Here is a 4,635-nt window from a genome sequence, read left to right as displayed (position 1 = left end):
TAGCTTCCGTTCCTAGCGCCTTTTTTACTCCGCCGCCTGCCGCTGCACCTTGCCCTTCTTGATCGGCCGCCGCTCCAGCACTTCCTTGAGGAAGCGCGCGGTGTGGCCTTTGCCGATGCGGACGATGTCCTCCGGCGTGCCCTGCGCCACCACCTGGCCGCCGCCGTCGCCGCCTTCGGGGCCCATGTCGATCACCCAGTCGGCGGTCTTCACCACCTCGAGATTGTGCTCGATCACCACCACCGAATTGCCCTGGTCGACCAGCTCGTGCAGCACCTCCATGAGCTTGGCGACGTCGTGGAAATGCAGGCCGGTCGTCGGCTCGTCCAAGATGTAGAGCGTGCGGCCGGTGGCGCGCTTCGACAATTCCTTGGAGAGCTTGACGCGCTGCGCCTCGCCGCCCGAGAGCGTCGTCGCCTGCTGGCCGACCTTGACATAGTCGAGCCCGACGCGCGCCAGCGTCACCATCTTGTCGCGGATCGAGGGCACGGCCTTGAACAGGTCCTTGGCCTCCTCGACCGACATGTCGAGCACATCCGCGATCGACTTCTCCCGGTATTTCACCTCCAGCGTCTCGCGATCGTAGCGCTTGCCCTTGCAGACGTCGCAGGTGACGTAGACATCCGGCAGGAAGTGCATCTCGATCTTGATGACGCCGTCGCCCTGGCAGGCCTCGCAGCGGCCGCCCTTGACGTTGAACGAGAAGCGGCCGGCCTGGTAGCCGCGCGCCTTCGCCTCCGGCAAGCCGGCAAACCATTCGCGGATCGGCGTGAAGGCGCCGGTATAGGTCGCCGGGTTCGAGCGCGGCGTGCGGCCGATCGGCGACTGGTCGATGTCGATGACCTTGTCGAGATGCTCCATGCCCTCGATGCGGTCATGCGGGGCCGGGTGCTCGATCGAGCCGTTCAGTTTGCGCGCCACAGCCTTGTAGAGCGTGTCGATCACCAGCGTCGACTTGCCGCCGCCGGAGACGCCGGTGATGCAGGTGAACATCCCCAGCGGGATCTCGACATCGACATTGCGCAGGTTGTTGCCGCGCGCGCCGACGATCTTGAGGCTGCGGCCCTTCTGCGGCTTGCGGCGCTTGGCCGGCACCGGCACCGACATCTCGCCGGTCAGGTATTTGCCGGTAAGCGAATTCGGATCGTCCAGGATGTCCTGCGGCGTACCCCTGGCGACGATCTCGCCGCCATGGATGCCGGCGCCGGGGCCGACATCGACGACGTAATCCGCCGTCAGGATCGCGTCCTCGTCATGCTCGACCACGATCACGGTGTTACCGAGATCCCTTAGCCGGCGCAGCGTTCCGAGCAGGCGCTCGTTGTCGCGCTGGTGCAGACCGATCGAGGGCTCGTCCAGCACGTAGAGCACGCCGGTGAGCCCCGAGCCGATCTGCGACGCGAGGCGGATGCGCTGGCTCTCGCCGCCCGAGAGCGTGCCGGAGGCGCGGGCGAGGGTGAGGTATTCGAGCCCGACATCGAGCAGGAAGGTCAGCCGGTCGCGGATCTCCTTGAGGATGCGCGGGGCGATCTCGTTCTGCTTCTTCGAGAGCCGGGCGGGCAGGGCGGTGACCCAGTCCAGCGCGTCCCGGACCGAGAGCTTCGAGACCTCGCCGATATGGCGCATGTCGATCTTCACCGCCAGCGCCTCGGGCTTGAGGCGGTAGCCGTCGCAGGCGGCGCAGGGCGTCTCGGACATGAAGCGGCCGATCTCCTCGCGCGCCCAGTCCGACTCCGTCTCCTTCCAGCGCCGCTCCATATTGGTGATGACGCCCTCGAAGGGCTTCTTCACCTCGTAGCTGCGCAGGCCGTCATTGTAGGCCATGCGCACGGGCTCGGTGCCGGTGCCGAACAGGATCGCCTTTCGGGCGGCCTCGGGCAGCTCCGACCAGGGCTTTGTCATCGAGAAGCCGAAATGCTTCGCGAGCGCTTCCAGCGTCTGGCCGTAATAGGGCGAGGTCGACTTGGCCCAGGGGGCGATCGCGCCCTTCTTCAGCGTCAGCGAATGGTCGGGGACGATCATGTCCGGGTCGATCCGCATCTCGTGGCCGAGGCCGTCGCAGACCGGGCAGGCGCCGAACGGGTTGTTGAACGAGAACAGCCGGGGCTCGATCTCGGGAATGGTGAAGCCGGAGACCGGGCAGGCGAATTTCGAGGAGAAGGTGACGCGGCGGGCCTCGCCATTCTCCTCCTTCTCGTCGGCATATTCGAAGACGGCGATGCCGTCGGTCAGCTCCAGCGCCTGCTCCAGCGAGTCGGCGAGGCGGGCGCCGAGATCGGGCCGGATCACGATGCGGTCCACGACCACGTCGATATCGTGCTTGAACTTCTTGTCCAGCGCCGGCGCGTCCGGGATCTCGTAGAATTCGCCATTGACCTTGACGCGCTGGAAGCCGCGCTTCAGCCACTCGGCCATTTCCTTGCGGAACTCGCCCTTGCGGCCGCGCACGACGGGCGCGAGCAGGTAGCCGCGCGTCTTCTCCGGCAGCTCGGTCAGCCGGTCGACCATCTGCTGGACGGTCTGGCTCTCGATCGGCAGGCCGGTCGCGGGGGAATAGGGGATGCCGGCGCGCGCCCAGAGCAGGCGCATGTAGTCGTGGATCTCGGTGACGGTGCCGACTGTCGAGCGCGGGTTCTTCGAGGTCGTCTTCTGCTCGATCGAGATCGCCGGGGAGAGCCCGTCGATCTGGTCGACATCGGGCTTCTGCATCATCTCGAGGAACTGGCGGGCATAGGCCGAGAGCGACTCGACATAGCGGCGCTGGCCCTCGGCATAGATCGTGTCGAAGGCGAGCGAGGACTTGCCCGAGCCGGAGAGGCCGGTGAAGACCACGAGCTTGTCGCGCGGGATCGCGAGGTCGACATTCTTGAGATTGTGCTCGCGCGCGCCGCGCACGGTGATGGCGCGCGAATTCGGATCGGCCGCGCGGTTGCGGTCGAACATGTCTTCCAGCGCAGCGGCCTGGGCAGCGGCGGTATCGGTCTTGCGGGCCATCGGGGCGTCCGGTCGAGGAGAAGCACTACAGATAGGGCAAATGCCGGGCCTTTCCAGCCACACGGCGATCTGCCCGGCATGAATAGCACGCAGCCGTCCCGGCTGCTGCCGTCGTCCTGACAGAAAACGTCAGGATCGGCGAGGCCTTCATGTGGGGATGATCCGGCCGATCACAATCGACTTCGCGGCGTTGCCGAATTATCTATAAATCATGACGAAGCCTGCCGAAGACACCATCGCGGTCCGCATCGCCAGGGCATTGGCCGAGCGGATCATCGCCGGAGCGATCGAGCCGGGGGCGCGCCTGCGGCAGGACCACATCGCCGAGGAATTCGCGACCAGCCACGTTCCCGTGCGCGAGGCCTTCCGACGGCTGGAGGCGCAGGGTCTGGCGATCAGCGAGCCGCGCCGCGGCGTCCGCGTCGCCTCCTTCGACCTGTCCGAGGTCAAGGAGGTCGCGGCGATGCGCGCCGCGCTCGAGGTGCTGGCGCTGCGCCATGCCGCGCCGCATCTCACCGCCGCCATCCTCGACCAGGCCGAGCAGGCGCGGCGGGATTGCGACGCGGCCACCGATGTCCGGGCCTGGGAGGAGGCGAATCGTCGCTTCCACCGCACATTGGTCGCGCCCTGCGGCATGAAGCGCCTGCTCGCCACCATCGACGATCTGCATGCCGCGAGCGCGCGCTTCCTGTTCTCGGCCTGGCGCTCGGAATGGGAGTCCCGCACCGATCACGACCATCGCACCATCCTCAATGCGCTGCGCAGCGGCGACCTGGAAACCGCGACAGCGACGCTGGCGCGGCATGCCCAGTGGATCGGCGAGCGGCCGGTCAGGACGGCATCCGGCGCGACGCGAGGCGCCTTCGCCATCGTCGGCTGAGCCGCGGCGGTTGTCCGCATGGTTCCAGCAGGCGGGGCGGGAGGTGCGCTTGCCTTTTCCGGCGAGATATGGCCTCCATCATAGATCAAAGATCAAGATTATAGATAATTTTGATCGCGACGAAGGAAAGACCATGACCGATCTTGCTCTCAGCCGTCCCTTCAGCCCGCTGCGGCTGGAAAGCCGTTCGCTCGCCTGGCGGGCCGGGGCCGTGATCGTCGGCAGCCTGCTGCTGGCGTTGTCCTCACAGATCAAGGTGCCGATGTATCCGGTGCCGATGACGATGCAGACCTTCGCGGTGCCGCTGATCGGCGCGCTCTATGGCTGGCGCCTCGGTGCCGTCACCGTCATCGCATGGCTGCTGCAGGGTTGCGTCGGGCTGCCGGTCCTCGCCGGAGCTGCTGGCGGTGCCGCTTATTTCGCCGGCCCGACGGCGGGCTACCTGCTGGCCTTCCCCTTCGCCGCGGCCCTGGCCGGCTGGCTTGCCGAACGCGGCTGGAACGGCAGCCGCGTCGGTTTCGCCTTCGCGTCGATGCTGGCCGCCAACGCGCTTTGCCTGGTGCTCGGCGTGGCCTGGCTGGCCACCCTGATCGGCCTGTCCAAGGCGATCGCCGTCGGCGCGACGCCGTTCGTCCTCGGCGCCGTCCTGAAGTCGGCCCTGGCCGCCACCACGCTCAAGGCCTTCGCGCCCCGCGGCTGAGGCGCATCGCGGTTCCTTGTTCGCGACCCGGCGGGCCTCTGGCCTGCCGGGTTTTCTTTTT

The 4,635-nt window shown here is 67.2% G+C and carries 3 protein-coding genes; 2 read left to right on the top strand and 1 reads right to left on the bottom strand.

All coding sequences use genetic code 11. The annotated features are described in order from the left end of the window. Positions 1-24 precede the first annotated feature (24 nt). Entirely contained in the window at positions 25-2,994 is a 2,970-nt protein-coding gene (gene uvrA, locus ACIPIA_RS10645; protein ID WP_400509284.1) for an excinuclease ABC subunit UvrA, read from the bottom strand. A gap of 211 nt (positions 2,995-3,205) precedes the next feature. On the opposite strand from uvrA, the gene ACIPIA_RS10640 reads away from it, so the two are divergent. Next, the gene (locus ACIPIA_RS10640; protein WP_400509283.1) at positions 3,206-3,874 is read left to right on the top strand and encodes a GntR family transcriptional regulator; all 669 of its coding nucleotides are present in this window, start codon (positions 3,206-3,208) and stop codon (positions 3,872-3,874) included. A 133-nt stretch (positions 3,875-4,007) separates the two neighbouring features. Next, positions 4,008-4,574, top strand: a complete 567-nt coding sequence (locus ACIPIA_RS10635) for a biotin transporter BioY (protein ID WP_400509281.1) — start codon at positions 4,008-4,010, stop codon at positions 4,572-4,574. Positions 4,575-4,635 lie beyond the last annotated feature (61 nt).

It is taken from the genome of Allobosea sp. CER48 (genome assembly GCF_044752385.1).
GTDB lineage: Bacteria > Pseudomonadota > Alphaproteobacteria > Rhizobiales > Beijerinckiaceae > Allobosea.
Note: the sequence above shows the minus strand (reverse complement) of the source record. Positions and strands in the feature narration are given on the sequence as shown.

What these genes read in the sequence shown, in the direction of transcription:
- ACIPIA_RS10640 (WP_400509283.1), top strand. Translation starts at nt 3,206, where the DNA reads ATGACGAAGCCTGCCGAAGACACCATCGCGGTCCGCATCGCCAGGGCA.
- uvrA (WP_400509284.1), bottom strand. Translation starts at nt 2,994, where the DNA reads ATGGCCCGCAAGACCGATACCGCCGCTGCCCAGGCCGCTGCGCTGGAA.
- ACIPIA_RS10635 (WP_400509281.1), top strand. Translation starts at nt 4,008, where the DNA reads ATGACCGATCTTGCTCTCAGCCGTCCCTTCAGCCCGCTGCGGCTGGAA.